Genomic DNA, 21126 nt, shown 5'->3' with positions numbered 1-21126 from the left:
GTTCTAGGGGGTAGCGGGATGCGGATCGTGTTCGTCGCGGTGTTGGTGGCCGTCCTCGCGGGGTGTACGTCCCAGTCGGACGACCAGCCTCCGATCATTGCCCCGCAAGGGCCCGGTGAGCAAGCGAAAACGTTGGCGCCGGAAGATTTCGGCACGGATCGCTGGGTCGCGCCGAGCGAGGCGGACCTGGAGTACGTGGCCCGCATGATCGTCCACCACCGACAGGCGCTGGACATGACCGCGCTGGCGCCGGAACGCGCGCAGCACGAGACGGTGCGCGGCCTGGCGTCGCGGATCCACGACACGCAGGGCCCGGAGATCGCCGCGATGGAGCAGTGGCAGCGGCAGTACGCGGAGAACGCGCCCGCGCACGGTCACGCCGCCGACCTGCCGGAGGTCGACCACGGTTCGATGCCCGGCATGGCCACCGACGAGCAGTTGGCCGCGTTGAAGGCGGCCAGGGGCGCGGACTTCGACCGGCTCTTCCTCCAGCTGATGATCGCCCACCACGAGGGCGCCGTGCAGATGGCCGTCGAGGTGCTGTCCTCGGGCAGCGACGTGCGGGTCGAGGAGATGGCCAACGACGTCTCCGCGTCCCAGACCGACGAGATCAACCGGATGAAGGCCATCACCATCCCCTGACCGCGGATCAGGGGATGAGCAGCAGGTCTTCCGAGGGCTGGAAGGTCTCCACCGCGTTGCCCGTGACGTGGCGGGCGATGCCGGAGTTGCGCCGGTGCGCCTCCTTGAAGGAGTCCGACGCGACCCAGGCGCGGAAGTCGTCCTCGGTGTCGAACTCGTTGACCGACACGTACGGCTGGTCCGGGCGGGTGGGGCGCAGCAGCGTGCTGCGGCGCAGGCCGGGCACGCCGGGCAGGTAGGCGCGCATGTTGCTCCGGAAGTGCGCTTCGAACTCCTCGGCGCGCTCGGCGGGGACGAACAAGCGGTTGGTCGCGATGAACACCCGACACCTCCGTGGTTCCCGACGCTGTGTAGGGAACTATCCCAACGGCGCGTAGGCAAGGCAAGGGCTAGGATCGGGCGAGTGCCCAGGATCAGCGCCGACACGCTCGCGCAGCACCGCGCGAACCGGCTGCGGGCCCTGCTGGACGCGGGCCGCGACATCGTGGCCGCGGAGGGCGCGGACGCGCTGACCCTCGCGTCGCTGGCCCGTCGCGTCGGCCTGTCCCGGCCGAGCCTGTACGAGTACTTCCGCTCCCGCGAGGAGCTGGTCGCCGCGATCGTGTCCGACGAGCTGCCCGAGTGGGGCCGCTGGCTGGCCGAGGCGGTGCGCTCGGTCGAGGGCGTCGAGGCCAAGGTCGAGGCCTACCTCCGCACCGAGCTGGAGATCATCGCCGACGGCCGCCACGGCGCGGTCGTCGCCCTGTCCGCGCACGCGCTGCCCGACGCCGCCCGCACCGCGATCCGCGCCGAGCACGACAAGCTCCTCGCACCCCTGACCGCCGTCCTCATCGAGGCAGGCGTCCCCGCACCCGCCCTCCGCGCCGTCCTCGTCCACGGCGCCGTCGAGGCCGCCGCCCGCACCCTCCGCCCGGGCGACACCGCGCACAACGACCAGGTCGTCACCGCCCTCGTCACCCAAATCCTCCACGGCCTCCACCCTTAACCCCCGCGCGTGTCGAACGCTCGGGTCACGCGTGTCGAACCTTCGCGTCACGCGTGTCCTACCTCCAGAACGCGCGTGTCCTACGTTCAGAACGCGCGTGTCCTACGTTCAGAACGCGCGTGTCCTACGTTCAGAACGCGTGAGTCCTACGTTCGCGTCGCGAGAGTCCTACGTTCAGGACCCCTGAGTTCAACGCTCAGGCACACCCCTGAGGGTGGATCAGGGTGGTCTACGGGGAGATCAATCGATCGGTTGATGCCAGGTGTGGCCCGCCGTGTGATCCGGCCGAACGCCCCCGCGACCACGCTGGTGGCATGGCAATCATCGAGGTGGTCGACCTCGTCAAGACCTACGACCGGAAGGTCGCGGTGGACGGTGTCTCGTTCACCGTCGACGAGGGGGAGATCTTCGGGATCCTCGGCCCGAACGGGGCGGGGAAGACCACGACCGTGGAGTGCGTGGAGGGCCTGCGCTCCCCGGACGGCGGCACGATCCGCGTCGACGGGCTGGACCCGCGACGTGACCGGGCGGAGCTGCGCACCCGGCTCGGCGTGCAGCTGCAGCAGAGCGAGCTGCCCGACCGCATCCGGGTCGGCGAGGCGCTCGACCTGTACGCGTCGTTCTACCGCGACCCGGCCGACTGGCGGGAGCTGCTGGCCCGCCTGGGCCTGGCCGACCGCGCCAAGACCGAGTACCGCAAGCTCTCCGGCGGCCAGAAGCAACGCGTCTCCATCGCGTTGGCGCTGATCGGCAAGCCCAAGATCGCGGTGCTGGACGAGCTCACCACGGGCCTCGACCCGCAGGCGCGCCGCGACACGTGGAGCCTGGTCGAGCAGGTCCGCGACGCCGGCGTCACGGTCGTGCTGGTCACCCACTTCATGGAAGAGGCCGAACGGCTGTGCGACCGGATCGCCGTGATCGACGCGGGCAGGCTGGTCGCGGTGGACAGCCCGGCCGGGCTCGTGTCCCGGGTGGACGGTGAGCAGCGGGTCCGGTTCCGGCCGACCGCGCCGCTGGACGTGAAGCTGCTCGAAGAGCTGCCCGAGGTCTCGAACGTCGAGCAGCACGGTCCGCAGCTCGTCGTGACCGGCACGGGCAACCTGCTGCACGCCGTCACGTCCGTCCTCGCCCGCAACCAGATCGTCGCCGCCGACCTGCGCATCGAGCAGGCCGGCCTGGACGACGCCTTCATCCGCCTCACCGGCCGCGCGCTCACGGAGTAGCAGCATGCTGAAGATCGTCAACACCGAGTGGAAGCTGTTCCTGCGCGAGCCGAGCATGGTCGTGTTCGCGGTCCTCTTCCCGGCCATCCTGCTGCTGGTGCTCGGCGCGATCCCCGCGTTGCGCACCCCCGACCCGAACTTCGACAACCAGCGGTTCATCGACGCCTTCATGTCGTCGCTGGTGGTGACCGCGTTGGCGTTCCTCGGCCTGAACAAGCTGCCCGCCACGGTCGCGACCTACCGCGAGAAGGGCGTGCTGCGCCGCTTCTCCACCACCCCGGTCCACCCGGCGCGCCTGCTCGTGGCGCAGGTGCTCGTCAACCTGATCGCGGGCGTGATCTCGATCGTGCTGCTCATGGTCGTGGGCCGGGCGGTGTTCGACATCGACCTGCCGCACCACCCGCTCTGGTTCCTGGTGACGTTCCTGCTCGGGATGTTGTCACTGTCCGCGATCGGCCTGCTGGTCGCGGCCTGGGCGCCGAACGCGAGGTCCGCCGGCGGGTGGGCGACCGTGGTGTTCATGCTGGTCATGTTCTTCGGCGGCGTGTACCTGCCGAGGTTCCTGCTGCCGGACTTCCTCAACGTCATCGGCGCGTACCTGCCGCCGGGCGTCGAGGCGTTGCAGCAGTCGTGGCTCGGCGCCGCGCCGGACCCGGTGCACCTCGGCGTGCTGGCGCTGGTCACGGTGGCGGCGGGTACCGTCGCCGCGAAGTCGTTCCGCTGGGAGTAGGGGTGCGCGCGATGGACGTGCTGGACACTTGGGAACGGCGGCTGACCGTCGCCGGGCACGCCATCCCGTACTTCGTCCTGGTGCTGACGACCGTCATGTACCTGGTGGTCGGGTCGGACACCGGCCCGACCACGGCGGTCAACGTGGGCATCGCGGCGGTGACCGGCCTGTGGATGCTGTGGTGGTACACCCTGCACCCGGGCTGGCGCTCCCGAGTCGGCCTGATGGCGGTGTTCTTCGTCGGCATCCTGGTCGCGTACGCGTTGCTGGGGCTGCGCGACCCCATGTTCGGGTTCTTCTCCTTCGCCGGGTACATCTACGCCATCGACGTGCTGCCCGGCCGGTGGAAGCTCGTCGGGGTGTCGGCCACCGGCGTGCTCGCGGCGACGTCGCTGTACGGCGGCTTCCCGCCGGCGGAGCTCGGGCCGATCGTCGTCTACCTGATCATCGTCGTGTTCATCGTGATCATCGCCTGCACGTTCACCACGTTCGGCCACATCACGTCCGAGCAGTCCCGGCGGCGCAAGGAGATGGTCGCCGAGATGGCGGCGATGATGAAGGAGAACGCCGGCCTGCACGCCCAGTTGCTGATCCAGGCGCACGAGGCGGGCGTGCTGGACGAGCGGCAGCGGTTGGCGCGGGAGATCCACGACACGCTCGCCCAGGGCTTCGCCGGCATCATCACGCAGCTCCAGGCGGACGAGGACCCGCCGCGGCACGTCGAGACGGCGTTGCGGCTGGCGCGGGAGAACCTGGCCGAGGCCCGCCGCTCGGTGCACGCCCTGCGCCCGCCCGCGCTGGTGGACGCGAACCTCCCGGACGCGTTGGCCGAGGTCACGGCCGGGTGGACGGACCAGACCGGGGTGGCGGCGTCGATCAGCACGACGGGTGCGGCGCGCCCACTGCACCCCGAGGTGGAGGTGACGTTGCTGCGTGCCGCTCAAGAGGCGTTGTCGAACGTCGCCAAGCACGCGCGCGCTTCGCGGGTCGGGTTGACGTTGTCGTACATGGAGGACGTGGTGACGTTGGACGTGCGCGACGACGGCGCGGGGTTCGACCCGGAGGTCAAGACGGACGGGTTCGGGCTGGTCGGCATGCGCCAGCGGGTGTCCCGGCTGGCGGGCGCGCTGGTCGTGGAGTCCGAGCCGGGCGGCGGCACGGCGGTGTCCGCGTCGGTGCCCGCGATCCCGGCCGAGGTGGCCCGGTGATCCGCGTGGTGATCGTGGACGACCACCCCGTCGTGCGCGACGGGCTGCGCGGGATGCTCGCGCGCGCCGGTGACGTGGACGTGGTGGGTGAGGCGGCGGACGGCGCGGAGGCGGTGACCGTGGTGCTGGCCCTGCGGCCGGACGTCGTGCTGATGGACCTGCGGATGCCCGGCGTGGACGGCGTCACGGCCATCGAGCGGCTGCGCGGCTGCCCGACCCGGGTGCTGGTGCTGACGACGTACGACACGGACAGCGACGTGCTGCCCGCGATCAAGGCGGGCGCGACGGGGTACCTCTTGAAGGACACGCCTCGGGACGAGCTGTTCCGCGCGGTGCGTTCGGCGGCCAGGGGAGAGGCGGTGCTGTCACCGTCCGTGGCGACCAGGCTCGTGGGCCAGGTGCGGCAGCCGGTGGCGGAGCCGTTGAGCGACCGCGAGGTGGAGGTGCTGAGCCTGATCTCCCAGGGGTGCACGAACCGGGAGGCGGCGGCGAGGCTCTTCATCAGCGAGGCGACCGTGAAGACGCATCTGGTGCACGTCTACGCCAAGCTGGGTGTGAAGGACCGCGCCGCCGCCGTGGCGGTGGCTTACGAACGGGGACTGCTGGTGCCGCGTTCCGGGACGTAGACCCGGCGCACCTGCGAGGAAGGGTTCACGCGTCGCGGCAGGCCCCCGTGGCCGCCGAGCACGCCAGGGTCATGCCGAACGCGACGCTCCAGTCCTCGTTCGGGTAGGTGCCGCGGTAGACCCACGACAAGGCCTTGAACTCGACGTTCGCCTCGGATCCGGCCACCTTCGGCGTCCAGCACCGCGTTTGACCCGGCTTCACGTAGCCGTTGCCGCCCGGCTCCCCGTTGCAGGAGAACTCGCCGGTCAAGAAGCCCTCGTAGTAGCGCCTCAGCCACACGTTCCCCCAGCGCCCGGCGGGCATGGGCTGGTAGAGCACCACGTACGCCCAGACCCGCTTGCTGCTGTCGATGCACAACTGGACCGATCCGATGCCCCCTTCCAACGAGTCGGCGGACCTCGGCAGCGCCACACCACCCTGCTCGTGGTTGCAGTTGTTCGACGCCGCGGCAGCCGTGGTCGGCACCGCCAGCGAGCCGATGACCATGGCCAGCGCGGCCAGGAAGATGCCTGGTTTCCTCATGAAGCCCCCTCTGGATCGTCCTGTGCCGGCCATCGTGACACCCGGACGCGCCGAGCGTGCGCGATCGGGCCGGCCCGCGCGGGATCAGGGCTTTCCGGCCAGGTACGCGCGCCAGTCACCGACCGCCGTGATGTCCGTCAGCTCACGGCTGTCGAGGTAGGCGTCCCGCAGCACGGTGGCCAACGCGGCGCTCCCGTCCGCCAGTTCGATCACGCCGATCTCCAGCTCGGGCGGCTCGGCGGGCAACAGGTGGTCGCGCAGCACGGTCAGCGGCACGTCGTACACCTCGCCGACCACGCGGCCCGAGCCGGAGGCGTGCATCGCGGGGAACCGGTCGCCCACGGAGAAGTAGCGGTACCGGGGCGCGCTACGCGCCACACACAACAGCGGTGTCCCCTGCAACTGGTGGTGCAGCGGGCCGCCGCGCATGCCGCCGCCGTTGAGGAAGATCAACGCCATCGGGGTCCTCCTTGTGGATCGGGACGTCGGTCCGGGACAGGGGCAGGCCACCGCCGCCGCGGCGCACGGCGATCAGCTCGGCGGCGATCGACACGGCGGTCTCCTCGGGCGTGGCCGCGCCGAGGTCGAGGCCGATGGGGGAGCGCAGGCGGGCGAGTTCCGCCTCCGTGACGCCTTCCGCGCGCAGCCGGGCCACGCGGTCGTGGTGCGTGCGGCGTGAGCCGAGGGCGCCGACGAACGCCAACGGCCGCCGCAGCGCCTCCACCAACAGCGGCACGTCGAACTTCGGGTCGTGCGTCAGGACGCACACCGCGGTGGACGGGTCGGTCGGCGTCGAGGCCAGGTAGCGGTGCGGCCAGTCGACCACCACTTCGTCGGCCGCCGGGAACCTGTCCACAGTCGCGAAGACAGGTCGTGCGTCGCACACCGTGACGTGGTACCCGAGGAATTTCCCTTGTGCAGCCACGGCCGAGGCGTAGTCGATCGCGCCGAACACCAGTAGTCGCGGAGCCGTTCCCCAACTCTCCACAAGGCAGTTGTCCACAACCGACGAAGAAGTTGCTGCGAGGTCTGGGAATTCCACGGAACCTGTGCCCATGGCCAACGACCTCGTCAACACCACCGGACGCCCTTCGACCGCCGCCCGCAGCGCGGCCCGGATCTCGGGGGTGGCGAGCTGGACGAAGACCTCCAACTCGCCGCCACAGGTGAGACCGACCGCGAACGCGTCCTCGGTCGAGTACCCGAACCGCGCGAGCCGCGGCTGCCCCGTGGCCAGGACCTCCAGTGCCAGCTCGTACACCGCGCCCTCGACGCACCCACCCGACACGCTGCCCACCACCCGTCCGTCCGGGTGCACGGCCAGCGCCGCGCCCACCGGTCGTGGCGCGCTGCCACGCACCGACACGACGGAAGCGACGGCGAACGGCCCGGTCCACGCCAGCACCGAAGCGGCCAACTCGCGCACGACACCCTCCCTAACGCAGCACGGCGGTGAACCCCTCGACCCCGAAGTAGAGGACGAACAGCACCGCGATCACGGTCATCAGCCAGCCGACCGAGCGCCACTGGCCCTTGCAGGTCTTGATCACCACGTACGACACGAGGCCCGCGCCGATGCCGTTGGTGATCGAGTAGGTGAACGGGATCACCGCCGCGGTGAGGAACACCGGGATCGTGTAATCCGTGTCGTCCCAGGGGATCCGCCGGCACTGCGCCATCATCAGGCCGCCGATCACCACGAGTGCCGGTGCGGCGGCCTGCGCGGGCACCACCGCCGCGAGCGGGGTGAAGAGCAGGGTGGCGGCGAGCATCGTCCCGGTCACCACGCTCGCCAGACCGGTCCGGGCGCCTTCGCCGACGCCTGCGGCCGACTCGAGGAACACGGTGTTGGGCGACGACCCGGTGACACCGCCCGCGACCGCGCCGAACCCGTCGACCAGCAGGATCCGGCCCATGCCAGGCACCTTGCCGTCCCGGGTGAGCCCGGCCTCGTCGGAGACGGACGTGATCGTGCCCATGGCGTCGAAGAACCCGGACAGCACCAGCGTGAACAGGAACACCGTCGCGGTGATCGCGCCCGCCGAGGCGAACCCGCCGACCAGGTCCACCTCGCCGAACAGCCCGAAGTCCGGCGCGGCCACGACGGAGTCCGGCAGGTCGGGCGTGACGAGACCCCACCCGGACACGTCGAACACGGCGTTCACGACCACGGCGAGCACGGTGGCCGCCGCGATGCTGATCAGCACCGCGCCGGGCACGCCGCGGGCCATCAGCACGATCATCAGCAGCAGGCCGACGCAGAACACCGCGATCGGCCAGCCGACCAGGTGGCCGTCCAGGCCCATCCGGACCGGCACGGTGGAGCCGGCCGCGTCGGGCGTCCGGGTCACGAACCCGGCGCTGACCAGGCCGACCAGCGCGATGTACAGGCCGATGCCGATGGTGATGGCCGTCTTCAGCGGCGCGGGGATGGCGTTGATGATCCGTTCCCGCACCCCGGACGCGGCCAGCACGACGATGCACAGGCCTTCCAGCACCACGAGTCCGAACGCCTGCGCCCAGGTCATGGTCGGCGCGAGCTGGAACGCGACCACGCCGTTCACCCCGAGGCCCGCGGCCAGTGCCAGCGGCGCGTTGCCGACGACACCCATGAGGACCGTCATCACGCCCGCGGCCAGCGCGGTCGCCGTGGTGACCTGTTCGACGGTGAGGCGGGCGCCGGTGATGTCGGCCGAGGCGCCCAGGATCAGCGGGTTGAGCAATACGATGTAGGACATCGCCACGAAGGTGGTGATACCGCCGCGCACTTCCCGGCCGATGGTGCTGCCGCGTTCGCTGACGCGGAAGAACCGGTCGAGTCGTGTGGTCCGCGTGGGGATGTCATCCCTGAGCCGGGTCATGACGTCCTTCCCATGCCGGTGGGCGCGTTCGGCGGGGCGAAGCCGGCAAGCACGGCCCCGCTGAACGCGTTCGAGTCGGTGTGCTCGGTGCTCCGGTCAGCACCTGCGGCTCGTGGCCGCTCCGGGTTCCGCCGCCTGCTCGGGCGCCGCCTTCTGGTCTTGGTCCGGCTAGTAGTCGACGCGGTCGGTCCGGGCCAGCCACGCGCTGAACGGCGTGGTGTCCTCGCCCGTGGAGACCTGGTGCACCGGCAGGCTCCACGTCTCGCGCGGCCGGCCGAACAGCTCGTGGAACTCGCGGTCGTCGAACCCGGCCGCGGCGGCGTCGTGCCGGTCCGCGGCGTAGACGACCCGGTCCACCCGCGCCCACAGCGCGGCGGACAGGCACAGCGGGCACGGCTCGCAGGACGACACGAGCACGCAGCCGGTGAGCCGGAAGTCGCCGATGACCTGGCACGCCGCCCGGATGGCGACCACCTCGGCGTGCGCGGTCGGGTCGAGCGTCGGCGTCACCTGGTTGGTGCCGGTCGCGATCACCTCACCACCCCGGATGATCACCGCGCCGAACGGGCCACCACCGGCGGCGACGTTGCGGGTGGCGAGGTCGATCGCCTCGCGCAGCCAAGCGTGGTCAGGGGACAGGGACGTGGTCACGGGGTGCTCCGTAGGACTTGTGCGGCCCAGAAGGGCCGGCTGCGGCTGATGGGGTCTTGCCTTTGGCGGCTCCCGAGAAGTCTCCGTCCGGCTCTTCGGGCCACCCTGGCTGCCGATAAGGCTGTGATTCCGCCTCTACCGCCCATGTCCGCGATGAGTTGGCGGTCGTCGGCGTGTCGCCCGCCGCCCAGAGCAGCATCGTTGGTCATGGGTCTCCTTGGGGCGTGCGCGTGCGCGCCACGGCGGGACGTGGCGGCCGCGTCGTTCGGTATGGGGCCGGAGAGGGAGTCAGGTGCCGGTGATGTGCTCCGGTCGCACGGGCACGCGGGTCAGGGCGAGGCCGGTGGCGGCGCGGATGGCGGCGACGATGGCCGGGGTGGACGAGATGGTCGGCGGCTCGCCGACGCCACGCACGCCGTAGGGCGCGTTCGGGTCGGCGAGTTCCAGCACGTCGATGCTCATCGGCGGCATGTCGAGCACGGTGGGGATGAGGTAGTCGGTGAACGACGGGTTGCGCACCTTGCCGCCCTCGGTCTGGATCTCCTCCATCACCGCGAGGCCGAGGCCTTGGGCGGAGCCGCCCTGGATCTGGCCCAGCACGGCCTGCGGGTTGAGCGCCTTGCCGACGTCCTGGGCGCAGTCCAGCTCGACGACCTTCACCAACCCCAGCTCCACGTCCACGTCCACCACCGCGCGGTGCGCGGCGAAGCCGTACTGCACGTGGGCGTTGCCCTGCCCGGTCTCGGGGTCGATGGGTTCGGTGGCGCGGTGCCGCCACTCCACGGTCTCGTCGATCACGTCGTCGCCCAGCAGCCCGACCAGGTCCACGCCCGCCAGGTCACGGCCGCCGGCGAGCTTCGCCAGCTTCTCCCGCACGGCGGCGCACGCGGCCTTCACCGCGCCGCCGGTCACGTAGGTCTGCCGGGACGCGGACGTGGAGCCGCCGTTGCCGATGCTGGTGTCCATCGGCAGGATCGTCACCCGCTCCACCCCCAGCTCGGTGCGCACGATCTGCTGCATGATCGTCACCAGGCCCTGTCCGACCTCGGCCGCCGCCGTGTGCGCCAGCGCGGCCGGTTCGCCGTTGATGATTTGCAACCGGACCCGCGCGGTGGAGTAGTCGTCGTAGCCCTCGGAGAAGCAGATGTTCTTGATGCCCACGGCGTAACCCACGCCGCGCACCACACCTTCGCCGTGCGTGGTGTTGGAGACGCCGCCGGGCATGTCACGCAGGTCGACCGCGGTCGACAGCGGCGGCATCGGCTTGTCCTTCACCAGCTTCAGCAGCTGCGCGACGGGCGCGGCCGAGTCGACCACCTGCCCGGTCGGCATGACCGAGCCCTCGCTCATCGCGTTGACGATCCGCACGTCCACCGGGTCCATGCCGAGCGCCTCGGCGAGCTTGTCCATCTGGGACTCGTAGGCGAACGCCGACTGCACCGCGCCGAACCCGCGCATCGCGCCGCACGGCGGGTTGTTCGTGAAGACGCCCCAGCAGTCGACCGTCACGTTGTCCACGTCGTAAGGGCCGACGCCGAGCGTGGCCGAGTTCGCCACCACGGCGGGCGTGCTGGAGGCGTACGCGCCGCCGTCGAGGTAGATCCGGGCCTTGACGTACACGAGCTTGCCGGTGCGGTCCGCGCCGTGCTCGTAGTACAGCACCGCGGGGTGCCGGTGCACGTGCCCGTAGAACGACTCCTCGCGGTTGTAGACCATCTTGGTCGGCTTGCCGGTGTGCAGCGCCAGCAGGCAAGCGTGCACCTGCATGGACAGGTCCTCACGCCCGCCGAACGCGCCGCCGACGCCGGACAGCGTCAGCCGCACCCGCTCCAGCGGCAGGCCGAGGGCCGCCGCGACCTGGCCCTGGTCGACGTGCAGCCACTGGGTGGCGATGTACAGGTCGACGCCGCCGTCCTCGGCGGGCACGGCCAAGCCGGACTCGGGCCCCAGGAACGCCTGGTCCTGCATGCCGACCTCGTACCGGCCGGTGACCACGACCTCGGCCTCCGCGTGCTGGTCGCCCCGCCGCACGGGCACGTGCCGCACGAGGTTGCCGCCGGGGTGCAGCGGCGTGTCGTCGACCGCCGTCTCCATGTCCACGACGGGTGTGAGCACCTCGTACTTGACCTTGATGCGCTTCATGGCGCGCTGCGCCGTCTCCGGGTGGTCCGCGCCGACGAGCGCGACCGGTTCACCCTGGTAGCGGACGATGTCCTCGGCGAGCACCGGTTGGTCCTTGTGCTCCAACCCGTACCGGTTCTTGCCCCGCACGTCCTCGTGCGTGAGCACGGCGTAGACGCCGGGCACCTGAAGCGCCTCGGTCAGGTCGATCGAGAGGATCCGCGCGTACGGGTGCGGGCTGCGCAGGGTCGCGCCCCAGATCATGTCCTCGTGCCACAGGTCCGAGGCGTAGGCGAACTCGCCGCGCACCTTGAGGTTCCCGTCGGGCCGCTGCGGGCTGGAGCCGATGCCACCGGCCACGGCGGAGGTCAGTTCGGCGGGGGTGAGGCTCATCGCGTGCCCTTCAGTCGCTCGGCGGCGGCGCGCAGGTCGCGCGCGAGATCGGTTTCGGAGGCGGTGCGCAGTTCGCCGTCGTCCACCACGGTCCGGCCGCCCACCAGCAGGAGCTTCAGCTTCGGCAGCGGTCCGAGCACCAAGGCGGCCACCGGGTCGTCGATGCCCGCGTGGTCGAGCCCGTCGAGCCGCCACACGGCCAGGTCGGCGAGCTTGCCCGGTTCGATCGAGCCGATCTCCCCGTCACGCCCGAGGCAGCGCGCGCCGCCCATGGTGCCCAGCCACAACGCCTGGCGAACGTCCAGCGCCTTGGGGCCGCCGCGGTGCCTGGCCTGCAGCAGCGCCTGGTGCAGCTCCTCGACCATCCCGCCGGACTCGTTGGACGCCGCGCCGTCCACGCCGAGGCCGACCGGCGCGCCCGCGTCGAGCAGGTCGCGGACCGGGGCGATGCCGGTGCCGAGCCGACCGTTGGAGGTGGGGCAGTGGGCACTGCCGGTGCCGGTCGCGCCCAACCGCTTCACCGCATCGGGTGACAGGTGCACGGTGTGCGCGAGCCACACGTCGTCGCCGAGCCAGCCGAGCCGTTCGGCGTACTCGGTGGGCGTGCAGCCGTACTCGGCCTGGCACTGGTCCTCCTCGTCCACCGTCTCGGCGAGGTGGGTGTGCAGCCGGACGCCCTTGGCGCGGGCCAGTTCCGCCGCGCCGGTCATCAGCTCGGCGCTGACCGAGAACGGCGAGCACGGCCCGACGGCCACCCGGGTCAACGCGTCCGGGCTCGTGTCGTGGTGGTCGTTCACGGCCTGCTCGGTGGCGAGGAGCGCGGCCTCGGTGTCCTCGACCAGGTTGTCCGGCGGCAGGCCGCCGTGCGACCGGCCGCGGTCCATCGAGCCGCGGATGGCGTGCAGGCGGAGGCCGACGCGCTTACCCGCCTCGACCAGCGCGGCGAACTGGTCGCCGCCGTCGCGCGGGTAGACGTAGTGGTGGTCGGCGGCGGTGGTGCACCCGGTGGTCGCGAGCCTCGCCAGCCCGGCGGACGCCGCCGCGTGCGTGATCTCGGCGTCCAGGCCGCGCCACACCGGGTACAGCGTGGTCAGCCACTCGAACAGCGTGGCGTCCTGGGCGAGACCGCGGGTGGCCCACTGGTAGAGGTGGTGGTGGGTGTTGACGAGGCCAGGCGTGACCAGGCAGCCGCTGCCGTCGACCCACGTGTGCGGCCCGGTCGGCTTGGGCGCCTGACCCGCGCCCACCGCGGTGATCCGGCCGTTCTCGATCACCACGTGGCCGAACGCGTGCTCGGTGCCCGCGGCGTCCACCGTGGCCACCGCGACGCCGTCGAGGATGGTCGGCGTCATCGGCTCGCGGCCTCCGGGTCGGCCTTGCGGGTCGCGGCCAGGCGCACGGCGTCCAGGATCTTCTCGTACCCCGTGCAGCGGCACAGGTTCCCGGCCAGCGCCTCGCGGATCTCCGGGTCGCTCGGCCGCGGCACCCGGTCGAGCAGGTCGTGCGCGGCGACCACGAGTCCGGGCGTGCAGAACCCGCACTGCACCGCGCCCGCCTCCACGAACGCCTCCTGCACCGGGTCGAGCCGATCGCCGTCGGCGAGGCCCTCCACCGTCCGCACCTCGCGGTCCTGCACCTGGCCCGCGGCCACCAGGCAGGAGCACACCGGCGTGTCGTCCAGGTACACCGTGCACGAGCCGCACTCGCCCTGCTCGCACGCGTTCTTCGAACCGGGCAGACCCAGCCGCTCGCGCAGCAGGAACAGCAGGCTCTCGCCCTCCCACACGTCGTCGGCCTGCCTCGGCTCGCCGTTCACCGTCACGTTCACGCGCATGGTCAGGTCACCTTCTCGGAGTAGTCGCGCCAGGCCCAGTCGAGCGTGCGGCGGGCCAGCACGGAGAGGGCGTGCTTGCGGTACGCGGCCGAGCCGCGCACGTCGTCGATGGGGTTCGCGGCCTCCGCCACGAGTTCCCCGAACCGCCGCTTCACCGAGTCCAGCAACGGTTTCGGCGACTCCCACTGGTTGGCGGAGGTCAGCTCGGCGGACAGGAACTCCTCGGCCGCCGACGCCCGGCGCGGGGTGGGCGCGGCGCTGCCGACCGCCGCACCGACCCGCTGCCGCGCCGGGTGCAGGGCGACGGCGAACGAGCACACCGCGATCACCATGGCGTTGCGCGTGCCGACCTTGGCGAACTGCTGCGGCGCCCGCGTGACCGGCACGTGGACCGCCGTGATCAGCTCGTCCGGCTCCAGCGCGTGCCGCTTCACGCCCAGGTAGAACTCGGTGGCCGGGATCAGCCGGGTGCCCCTGGTGGACGCGGCCTCCACGGTGGCGTCCCCGGCGAGCAGCACGGGGTGCGTGTCGCCGGCGGGTGACGCGGCGCCGAGGTTGCCGCCGACCGTGCCCCGGTTGCGGATCTGCGGCGAACCGACCGTGCGGGACGCCATCGCGAGCCCGGGCAGGCGGTCGCCCAGTTCGTCGATGATCCGCGTGTACGGGACGCCGGAGCCGATGCGCACCGTGCCGCCGTCGCCGTTGCCGCCGGCGGAGTCCCAGGAGCGGAGTTCGGCGATCCGGGTCAGGTCGAGCAGGGCGGCCGGGCGGCGGTGGTCGAAGTTCAGCTCCACCATCACGTCCGTGCCGCCGGCGATGGGCACGGCGTCCGGGCGCTGGGCCTTGAGTGCCAGCGCCTCGGCGAGGGTGTCGGGGCGGAGGAAATCCATCAGCTACCTCGCTGGGTGGAGTGCGCGGTGTGTGAGCCAGTACACAGACCCGGGACGGTGATCGGCTACGGCGGTGCGCATGAATCCCAGGCTCCTACGTCGGGTGGATTTGTGCTTTCCTACAAACACGATCGGACGAAGGTAAACCGGCGAGATGACGTGGAGGGGGCGCCCGTGTTGCTGGTTCGGAGCCTGCTCGGGATGCCGGAACTCCGACTTCGCCTCGTCGGCGGCGCCGAGTCCCTGGACAGGCCCGTGACCAGGCTCTACGGCACCGAGCTGCCCGATCCGGCCCGTTACCTGTCCGGTGGCGAGCTGGTGCTCTCCGGCCTGTTGTGGCATCGGACGGCCGCCGATTGTGAAAAGTTTGTCGCTTCCTTGGCGGCGGCGGGAGTCGCCGCGCTGGCGGCCAGCTCGCCCGAAGCGGGCGAATTGCCCGAGGCGCTGGTCGAGGCGTGCGAACGGCACGGCGTGCCGCTGCTGGAGGTGCCGGTCGACCTGTCGTTCGCGGCCATCACCGAACGGGTGGTGTCGGAGCTGGCGGCCGAACGGGTGGGCGACGCGGGCGCGCAGCTCGGCAGGCACCGGCGCCTGCTGACCGTGGTCGCCGACGGCGGCGGGTTGTCCGAGCTGGTGGCGGCCGGCGCGGCGGAACTGGACGCGCCGTGCTGGGTGCTGTCGTGCACCGGTCACGTCGTCGCCGGGCCGGAGCTGCCGGAGGCGGCGGCGCTCGTGCGGGAGTTCCTGCTGGCCGACCGGCTGCCCAGGGTGGTGCGCGGCACGACGTTGCTGCCGGTGTCCGCGCGCGGTGGTTCGCGGCTGACGTCGTGGATCCTCGTGGTCTCCGGCGACCGCACGCAGGACGAGGTGGCCGCCGAACTGGCCAGCCTGGTCGGCGTGGAGCGAGCGCGGGTCGTGCAGGGGCGGGAGATCGAGAACCGCGCGGCCGGGCCGTTGCTGCGGCAGGTGTTCGCGGGCGGCGACCTCGCCGTGCGGATCGCGGCGGTCGGGTGGGACCCGGACGCGCCGCTGCGGGTGCTGGCCGCGTCGGTCTCGGACGGGCAGGTGGAGCAGGCCGTCGCGCTGGTGGGCGAGGTGCTGGCGTCCGTGACGTCGGCGTTCCTGGTGTCCGCCGTCGGCGCGGAGGTGTACGCGCTGGTGCCGTCCGGGCCGTGGACGGAAGGCGTGCGGTCGGCGTTGCGGACGCTGGAACCGGGTTTGCGCTCGACCAGGGTGCTGGTCGGGATCTCGTCACCGGTGGGGCACACGGGGCTGCGCGGCGCGGCGGAGGAGGCGTCGCACGCCCGGCGGCTGGGTGAACGGCGGACCGGGCGGACGTGCGTGGTGGCGGGGGAGGAGATCGCCCTGCACCAACTGCTGCTGGCCGGCGTGCCCGAGGAACTGCGCCGCTCGCTGCGCCGCCGGCTCCTCGGCCCGGTGCTGGACTACGACGCCGAGCACGGCTCGGACCTCGTGGGCACGCTCCGGGTGTTCCTGGACTGCTCCGGCTCGTGGACCACCGCCGCCGCGCGCCTGCACGTCCACGTGAACACCCTGCGGTACCGGATCGGGCGGGTCGAGGACCTGCTCGGCGTGGACCTGTCGGACTTCACCGAACGGGTGGACCTGTACCTGGCCCTGCAAGCCGGCTGAACCCGGTCCCGGACGAGCGCCATCCCCGACCCGCCGCCGCGCGGGTCGGGGATGACGTCCTCCTCACCTCACCTGCTGCCACGGGACGAGCGTCGGGCGCTGTCCGGTGGCGAGGAACTCCTCGATCGCGACGGCGAGGTCGGCGACCGGGATCTCGCAGTGGGTGGGGAAGTCGACCCCGGCGTACCGGGGGCGTTGGCGCGGGCCCTCGCCGAGGCTGGCCCACGAGCCGGTGATCACGTCGGTGAACAGCATCGCCCCGCGGTCACCGCGCACGCCGACCCACACGCGGTGGTCCGGGCAGTCACCGTGCACGAGGGTGGCTTCCCTGGCCACCGTGAGGCGGTCGAGCAGGCGGCGCACGTCGTCCGTGGCGCGCAGTTCGTCCACACCGGACGCGAAGTTGGCCTGGATCATCGTCACTCCTTGCACCGGCGGCCGGAGTTCACGCACTGGACCAGTCGGTTCATGATCTCCTCGGACATCACGTTCGCGAAGTCGTCGTGGTCGGAGAACGGGTTGTGCTCCTCCTGCGGGAAGGCGTCGACCGCGTACTGCCCGGCGACCTGGACGTCACGCGGGATGTTGTACGTCAAGCTGATCCGCAGCTGCGGCACGGCCTTGAAGCCGCGCGGGCACTTGCCGTTCTCGTTCGGGTAGACGATGTGGTCGCGGTGGTTGGCGCTATCGGTGTTCTTGCCGTCCCAGCAGCTGGCGAAGTCGTGGACGCGCTTGACCTTGCTGCCCTCCGGGCAGATCGGGTACTTGTCCATCAGCACCTTGTCCTCGAAACCGGTGCAGGTCCACGACTTGCGGGCGTTCTTCGGGCCGTTCGTGGAGACCTTGGCGTCGCCGTAGAGGACGCGGAGGAACTGCGGCATCGCCTCGACCTTGCCGGCGGGGCTGCCGCGGAAGGTGATGTCCACGACCTCCGGGCGCTGGATCTCGCCCTCGTTGCCGGGCAGCTCGTTCTCGTCGCTGGCGCTCTTGCCGTCACCCTTCTCTGGCGCGTCCGCCTCGGCTTCCTGGGCGGCTTCGGCGACCTGGGCGTCGTTGGCGTCGCCGTCCTTCACCGTGCACGGCGCGAGCCTCTTGAGCCCGCGCGGCCGTTCGGCGACCCGGTCGATGGCGATGGCGATGCGGTCGATCGCCGCGGTCCGCTTGTCCCGCAACGGCCCGAGGACGGCGTTGTTGACGAAGTTCGGGTCGTCGACGTTCGCCGCCGCCTTCAGCTTCTGGTTGGCCTCGGCGATCTGGTCCTTCATCGCCTGGAGGTTGCGGTCCACCTCGGCCTTGGCCTGGCGCGGCACGTTGCGCAGCTTCCGCTGCACGTCCGGGCACTCGACCTCGGCGCCCGCCGGCTCGCCCGGCTCGTCGTCCTCGTTCTCGCGGTCGATCCGGATCACCGGCCAGAAGTAGGCCGACTTGTCGCCGTTCTTGCAGGTGGTGTCGGCTTCCAGCAGGCTCTCGTCGGTCGAGTCGGCGTCGGTGGACACGTTGCCCACGTAGTCGTGCAGGTGCTCGGCGCCGTTGCGGACACCCGGCTGCGCGATGAAGTTGTCCGGGTTGAAGTGGCCGTTCTCGTTGCGGCCGCAGTCGACGGTGAACGTGCCGGTGCTCGCGCCCCGTTGCGGCTGGGGCGCCTTCACGTTGCGCTGCTGCTTCGTGATGTCGACGAACTGGGAGATGTCGGCCCCGTCAGCCTGGGCGGTGCCCTGATCGCCGGTGGTGCTGATCGCGACGGCCAGGCCGATCGTGAGCGCCAACCCGGTCACGCCGGCAGTCAGCTTCGTGCGCCGGGAGAAGCGGTGCCGCCCCTGGTTTCGCGTCATGGATGTGTCACCTCGTCGTAGGTACGCGCATGTGTGCGTTGAACCCCGACCGCCGGTGGGCGGTGGACACAGTGGCATACGTACCGCACCCAGTCCGCGACCTGACCGTTACCCGTTCGTTATCTGAACCGACCCCTAACCTTCCGCTCCAGGAGGGGCCGCCTTTGACCAGCAGTCCCATGACTGCCCGTTCCACCCGCTCGCGCCACTGAGATTCGCGCCATTTCTGTGACACTCGAGCCACGTTGCGTACGAGGTGAGGAGCGCACGTGCCGCAAGGCAGGAACAACGTGGTGACTGGCACTGCCCACGGAGCCGTGGTTCAAGCGGACAGCGTCGGTCAGGTCCACTTCCATCGGCACGCGGAACCACCCCTGCCGCACCAGCTGCCGCCGTCCCAGAGGTTCTTCACCGGCCGGATGCGTGAACTGGCCGAACTGGACGAGTGGCTCTCCAAGGATGAAGGGCACCCGCTGGTCGTCGTGGTGGGCGGTCCGGGCGGAGTGGGCAAGACATCGCTGGCCCTGCGGTGGCTGCACGGCGTCCGGCCGAGGTTCCCGGACGGCCAGCTCTACGCCGACCTCGACCTCGATGGCGGTGACGGTCCCGTGACGCCGGAGGAGGTGCTCGAGTGGTTCCTGTCGGGGTTGGGCGTGCCGGCCGCCGCGATCCCGGCGGGGCTCCAGCGCAGGCAGGCCGCTTTCCGCTCCCTCACCGCCGACCGCTCGATCTCGGTCCTGCTGGACAACGCGGTCTCCGCGGCGCAGGTCCGCCCGCTCCTGCCGACATCGCCGGGCAGCGCGGTCGTCGTCACCAGCCGGTGGCGGCTGAGCGGTCTCGCGGTCGATGGCGCACGGTTCGTTCAGGTAGGCGAGTTCGACGAGAGCACCTCCGTCGAACTTCTCGAGCGCGCGCTCGGTCCGCGTGTCACGTCGGAGCCCGAAGCGGCCCGGGAACTGGCCCGCCTTTGCGCGGGCCTGCCGATCGCGCTGTCCGTCGTGGGCGCCCGCCTGTCGACCAAGCCGGCGCGAGCGCTGTCGAAGGAGGTCGCCGCCCTGCGCGACGACCTGCTGGGGACCCTGGCGTTGTGGGACGGCGTGTCGGTCGGAGCGGTGTTCGACTCGTCGTACCTGGAGTTGCCGCCGTCGCACGCCAAGGTCTACCGCCTGTGCGCTCTGCACCCGGGTGAGTCGTTCGGAGCCGAAGCCGCGGCGGTGCTCGTGGACGAACCCCTGGCGCACGTCGAGGAGATCCTGTCCGCCTTGGTGGAGAGGAACCTCCTCGGCGGAGTGGGTGAAGAGCGCTTCCGCTATCACGACTTGGTTCGCGCCCACGCGCGCGAGCACGCCCGGCGCGATCCGCCCGACGACCTGTGCGCCGCGGTGCTGCGCGTGACCGAGTGGTACCTCGAATGCGCGGTGGCCGCCGATCTGGCCGTGGCGCCCGACCGGCCGCGCTTCGACCTCCGTTACCAGCCGGCCACCGCCGCGTTCGGCCAAGCCCACCGGGCGTTGGACTGGTTGGAGGCCGAACGGGGCAACCTCGTTCCGGTGGTCCGCACGGCCGCAGACCACGGGTGGCACGACCTCGCCTGGCAGTTGGTCGAGGTGATGTGGGGATTCTTCCCACACCGGCAAGATGTGCCGGACTGGATCGCCGTCCACGAGGCAGGGGTGCGCGCGGCACGTGCGGCGGGCAACGTCGCGGCCGAACACCAACTGCGCATGCGGCTCGTCGTCGGCTATCTCAAGGACGGCCGCCTGACCGATGCGGCTCTTGAGGCGGAGCGCGCAGTTCCGTCGGAGTCCCTGCGACCTCCTGGTCGAGTGTCCCCCGATCCGGCTCCTGTCGGTTTGCTGTAGATGCCGGACCACGCGCGCGCTGGGGTTCACTGGAGGTCGAGCGCTGCGAAACACTCCCGGGACGCCTCAAGAGCGAAGAAGGAGTGGTCATGTCTCGCACACTCGGTGCGCTGGCCGCCGTGGTGCTGGGGGTCTCCCTCGTCACCGCCGCGCCCGCCACCGCAGCGCAAGCACACCCGTTCCCCGCCGAGTTCGGGCTGCCCGACGGGTTCCTGCCGGAAGGCATCGCGATCGGGGCCGCGCCCACCGCCTACTTCGGGTCGCGGGCCGACGGGGACCTGTTCCGCGTCGACCTCCGCACCGGGCGCGGCGAGGTGTTCAGCCAGGGGCCGGGGACGGCTTCGGTCGGGTTGAAGGTCGATTGGCGCAAGCGGTTGTTCGTGGCCGGTGGGGCGGGTGGGGACGGGCGGGTCGTCGACGCTCGGACGGGAGCAATCCTCAAGTCATACCGGTTCTCGCCGGACGCGAACACTTTCGTCAACGATGTCGTGATCACCGATGACGCCGCCTACTTCACCGACTCGCGGAAGGCGGTGCTCTATCGCGTCGCGTTCGGCCGGCACGGGTCGTTGCCGGAGTCGCACACCGCGATTCCGCTGTCCGGCGACTTCGTCCTGACCCCCGGCGTGAACAACGCCAACGGGATCGCGGAGACGCCCGACGGCAAAGCGCTGTTGATCGTCCAGAGCAACACCGGTCAACTGCACCGGGTCGACGCGCGCTCGGGCGTGACGACCGCCGTCGACCTGGGCGGCGAGGTGCTGACCAACGGGGACGGGCTGCTGGTCGAGGGCCGCACGCTCTACGTCGTGCAGAACCGGCTGAACGTGGTCGCCGTGTTTTCCCTGGCCAAGGACGGGTCGAGCGGCACGCTCGTGACCAAGATCACCGACGCGCGGTTCGACGTGCCGACCACGGTCGCGTCGTTCGCCGGCCGGCTCTACCTGCCCAACGCCCGCTTCACCACACCGCCCACGCCCACGACGACGTACAACGCCGTTTCGGTGCCGAAGCCGTGAAAGTCAGGGGGCCGGTGTCGAGAAGTTCACATCGGCCCCCTGTTCGCGGCATCACTCGACTGGGTAACCTCAT

At 71.2% G+C, this 21126-nt stretch carries 21 protein-coding genes; 9 read left to right on the top strand and 12 right to left on the bottom strand.

The genetic code is table 11. The features are described 5' to 3' along the window. Window positions 1–132: 132 nt before the first annotated feature. Window positions 133–642: a DUF305 domain-containing protein gene (locus tag ADK67_RS20610; protein ID WP_231648281.1), complete on the top strand. Its 510-nt coding sequence runs from the start codon at window positions 133–135 to the stop codon at window positions 640–642. A gap of 7 nt (window positions 643–649) precedes the next feature. On the opposite strand, the gene ADK67_RS20605 is transcribed toward ADK67_RS20610, so the two are convergent. Then, window positions 650–964: an antibiotic biosynthesis monooxygenase family protein gene (locus ADK67_RS20605; protein WP_053718089.1), complete on the bottom strand. Its 315-nt coding sequence runs from the start codon at window positions 962–964 to the stop codon at window positions 650–652. A gap of 81 nt (window positions 965–1045) precedes the next feature. Here ADK67_RS20605 and ADK67_RS20600 point away from each other — a divergent pair, with 81 nt between their 5' ends. From ADK67_RS20600 to ADK67_RS20580, 5 genes are all read left to right on the top strand, one after another. Further along, the gene (locus tag ADK67_RS20600; protein WP_053718088.1) at window positions 1046–1627 is read left to right on the top strand and encodes a TetR/AcrR family transcriptional regulator; all 582 of its coding nucleotides are present in this window, start codon (window positions 1046–1048) and stop codon (window positions 1625–1627) included. A 314-nt stretch (window positions 1628–1941) separates the two neighbouring features. Then, window positions 1942–2850, top strand: a complete 909-nt coding sequence (locus ADK67_RS20595) for an ABC transporter ATP-binding protein (RefSeq protein ID WP_053718087.1) — start codon at window positions 1942–1944, stop codon at window positions 2848–2850. A 4-nt stretch (window positions 2851–2854) separates the two neighbouring features. After that, a complete protein-coding gene (locus ADK67_RS20590) occupies window positions 2855–3580 on the top strand; it encodes an ABC transporter permease (protein ID WP_053718086.1) in 726 nt (241 codons plus the stop codon). A gap of 11 nt (window positions 3581–3591) precedes the next feature. Then, window positions 3592–4788: a sensor histidine kinase gene (locus ADK67_RS20585; RefSeq protein WP_053718151.1), complete on the top strand. Its 1197-nt coding sequence runs from the start codon at window positions 3592–3594 to the stop codon at window positions 4786–4788. Beyond that, entirely contained in the window at window positions 4785–5414 is a 630-nt protein-coding gene (locus ADK67_RS20580) for a response regulator (protein WP_053718085.1), read from the top strand. The genes ADK67_RS20585 and ADK67_RS20580 overlap by 4 nt, the downstream gene beginning before the upstream one ends. A 25-nt stretch (window positions 5415–5439) precedes the next feature. Here ADK67_RS20580 and ADK67_RS20575 read toward each other — a convergent pair whose 3' ends face one another. The 9 genes from ADK67_RS20575 to ADK67_RS20535 all read right to left on the bottom strand — a co-directional run bounded on the left by ADK67_RS20575 (window position 5440) and on the right by ADK67_RS20535 (window position 14687). Beyond that, entirely contained in the window at window positions 5440–5937 is a 498-nt protein-coding gene (locus tag ADK67_RS20575) for a hypothetical protein (RefSeq protein ID WP_053718084.1), read from the bottom strand. Between the two features lie 84 nt (window positions 5938–6021). After that, the gene (locus tag ADK67_RS20570) at window positions 6022–6396 is read right to left on the bottom strand and encodes an allophanate hydrolase-related protein (protein WP_053718150.1); all 375 of its coding nucleotides are present in this window, start codon (window positions 6394–6396) and stop codon (window positions 6022–6024) included. Further along, window positions 6305–7363, bottom strand: coding sequence for an XdhC family protein (locus ADK67_RS20565; protein WP_053718083.1), 1059 nt, complete (start codon window positions 7361–7363; stop codon window positions 6305–6307). The genes ADK67_RS20570 and ADK67_RS20565 overlap by 92 nt, the downstream gene beginning before the upstream one ends. A 10-nt stretch (window positions 7364–7373) precedes the next feature. Next, a complete protein-coding gene (locus ADK67_RS20560) occupies window positions 7374–8798 on the bottom strand; it encodes an NCS2 family permease (protein WP_053718082.1) in 1425 nt (474 codons plus the stop codon). Between the two features lie 168 nt (window positions 8799–8966). Continuing rightward, window positions 8967–9449 carry a nucleoside deaminase gene (locus ADK67_RS20555; RefSeq protein WP_053718081.1) on the bottom strand — a complete coding sequence of 161 codons (483 nt, stop codon included), beginning with the start codon at window positions 9447–9449 and terminating at the stop codon, window positions 8967–8969. A 288-nt stretch (window positions 9450–9737) separates the two neighbouring features. Then, window positions 9738–11963, bottom strand: a complete 2226-nt coding sequence (gene pucD / locus ADK67_RS20550) for a xanthine dehydrogenase subunit D (RefSeq protein WP_053718080.1) — start codon at window positions 11961–11963, stop codon at window positions 9738–9740. Continuing rightward, window positions 11960–13315: an 8-oxoguanine deaminase gene (locus tag ADK67_RS20545; RefSeq protein ID WP_053718079.1), complete on the bottom strand. Its 1356-nt coding sequence runs from the start codon at window positions 13313–13315 to the stop codon at window positions 11960–11962. The genes pucD and ADK67_RS20545 overlap by 4 nt, the downstream gene beginning before the upstream one ends. Continuing rightward, window positions 13312–13797, bottom strand: coding sequence for a (2Fe-2S)-binding protein (locus ADK67_RS20540; RefSeq protein WP_053718078.1), 486 nt, complete (start codon window positions 13795–13797; stop codon window positions 13312–13314). Before ADK67_RS20540 ends, ADK67_RS20545 begins: the two co-directional genes overlap by 4 nt. 2 nt (window positions 13798–13799) lie before the next feature. Beyond that, window positions 13800–14687 (bottom strand): FAD binding domain-containing protein, encoded by an 888-nt coding sequence (locus tag ADK67_RS20535; RefSeq protein ID WP_053718077.1) that lies wholly within the window; start codon window positions 14685–14687, stop codon window positions 13800–13802. Window positions 14688–14861: 174 nt separating this feature from the next. Between ADK67_RS20535 and ADK67_RS20530 the strand changes: the two genes are divergently transcribed. After that, the gene (locus ADK67_RS20530; protein WP_157620652.1) at window positions 14862–16340 is read left to right on the top strand and encodes a PucR family transcriptional regulator; all 1479 of its coding nucleotides are present in this window, start codon (window positions 14862–14864) and stop codon (window positions 16338–16340) included. A gap of 63 nt (window positions 16341–16403) precedes the next feature. On the opposite strand, the gene ADK67_RS20525 is transcribed toward ADK67_RS20530, so the two are convergent. Both ADK67_RS20525 and ADK67_RS20520 read right to left on the bottom strand, forming a co-directional pair. Further along, window positions 16404–16757 carry an Imm1 family immunity protein gene (locus ADK67_RS20525; RefSeq protein ID WP_053718076.1) on the bottom strand — a complete coding sequence of 118 codons (354 nt, stop codon included), beginning with the start codon at window positions 16755–16757 and terminating at the stop codon, window positions 16404–16406. 2 nt (window positions 16758–16759) lie between these two features. Next, window positions 16760–18172, bottom strand: a complete 1413-nt coding sequence (locus tag ADK67_RS20520; protein ID WP_053718075.1) for a DUF1996 domain-containing protein — start codon at window positions 18170–18172, stop codon at window positions 16760–16762. Between the two features lie 317 nt (window positions 18173–18489). On the opposite strand from ADK67_RS20520, the gene ADK67_RS20515 reads away from it, so the two are divergent. Beyond that, the gene (locus ADK67_RS20515; protein WP_053718074.1) at window positions 18490–20034 is read left to right on the top strand and encodes an NB-ARC domain-containing protein; all 1545 of its coding nucleotides are present in this window, start codon (window positions 18490–18492) and stop codon (window positions 20032–20034) included. An 89-nt stretch (window positions 20035–20123) separates the two neighbouring features. Beyond that, window positions 20124–21053, top strand: coding sequence for an SMP-30/gluconolactonase/LRE family protein (locus ADK67_RS20510; RefSeq protein ID WP_053718073.1), 930 nt, complete (start codon window positions 20124–20126; stop codon window positions 21051–21053). The last annotated feature ends 73 nt before the right edge of the window (window positions 21054–21126 follow it).

Origin of the sequence: Saccharothrix sp. NRRL B-16348 (assembly GCF_001280085.1) — a bacterium.
Classification (GTDB): Bacteria; Actinomycetota; Actinomycetes; order Mycobacteriales; family Pseudonocardiaceae; genus Actinosynnema.
The sequence above is the reverse complement of the archived record's forward strand: the minus strand, read 5'-3'. Positions and strand labels throughout refer to the sequence as shown.